The sequence below is a fragment of the Arthrobacter sp. TS-15 genome (assembly GCF_006964045.1).
Taxonomy (GTDB): domain Bacteria; phylum Actinomycetota; class Actinomycetes; order Actinomycetales; family Micrococcaceae; genus Arthrobacter.
Genome location: NZ_SDXQ01000093.1, coordinates 1 through 1,189 on the forward strand (window position 1 = coordinate 1; position 1,189 = coordinate 1,189).

Annotated in this window: 2 protein-coding genes; both read right to left on the reverse strand. The window is 71.7% G+C overall.

Annotated elements, in window-relative coordinates; translation table 11 throughout:
* The coding region (locus EU811_RS22960) for an ABC transporter permease (RefSeq protein WP_142940556.1) at nt 1–563 on the reverse strand (563 nt) is incomplete at its 3' end.
* Between the two features lie 20 nt (nt 564–583).
* Nucleotides 584–1,189: ABC transporter substrate-binding protein (locus tag EU811_RS22965; protein WP_238703548.1), on the reverse strand; the 606-nt coding region annotated here is incomplete at its 5' end.

Consider the following 1,189-nt stretch of genomic DNA (forward strand, 5'->3'; position numbering starts at 1 on the left):
ACGAGATGGCGTACGACCTGGTCGGCCGTGACGACCGTGCTGCCGGTGTCCGTGAGGCCGCCCGCGGGCAGCACACCCAGTTTCAGGGCGAAGAACCACATCACGAGCAGGCCCAGCCAGAACGGCGGCGCGGCCTCCAGGGTGTACGCGAGCGAGGTGACGGCCCTGTCGGTCCAGCCGCCCGGTCGGCGCGCGGCTAGGACGCCGAGCAGGCCGCCCAAGAGGACCGCGACGAGAAAGGCGGCGGAGGCCAGCAGCACGGACCAGCCGACGCGTTCGGCGATCACGTCGGCGACCGGCTGCCGCAGGGCGCTGGAGTCACCGAGATCGCCCTGCACGGCGGACGTCAGCCAGTTCCACCAGCGGGTGACGAGCGGCTCGTCGGCGCCGAGGTTGGCGCGCAGTTGGTCGAGGGTGTCCTGCGAGGCGCTGAGGCCGGCCGTGCCCGCGTATGCCTTGACGGGGTCGAACGGCGAGGCCGCGGCGATCGCGAAGACCCCGAACGTGACGATCCCGAGGACGGGGACGGCGAACAGGGCCCGCCGTCCCGCCAGCCGCGCCATGGGCCCCCACGGCGGACGGCTCACGGCCGCCAGTCCTCGACGTTCCACCAGGGACCGGCCGCAAGACCGTGGTCGTGCGGTTCGACCTGCGTGGACAGGTCGCCGAAGCGGTCGTCGACCACGTAGAGGTGGTCGATGTGGGTCAGGAAGGTGTAGCCGGGGTTCTTCACCAGCTCGCGCTGCACGGTGTCGTAGGCGGCCTTGCGCTCGGCCCGGTCGCCGCTCTCGCGGCCGGCCTTCAGGGCGCGGTCGACGGTGGCGTTGTCGTACCAGCCCATGTTGTTGAAGCCGTCGCCCGCGAGGTCCGACCTGAGGAGCGGGTACTGGTCGAAGTCGGGGTCGGCAGGTGAGCCGCCGCCCGCGAGCACCGCGTCCTTGGGCATGCGCGGCTCGATGACCTCCCAGGTGCCGGCTTGCACCTTGACATCGACGCCGATCTTCTTGGCGTCGGAGGCGTAGGCGAGGGCGTGGTCCTGGCGGAGCTTGTCGCCGGAGACGTACCAGAGCGGGAAGCTCGCGCGGACGCCGTCCTTCACGCGGATCCCGTCCTTGCCCGGCTTCCAGCCGGCCGCGTCGAGGACCTTCAGCGCCTTCTTCGGGTCGTACGTCCGCTCGGTGCCCCCGGT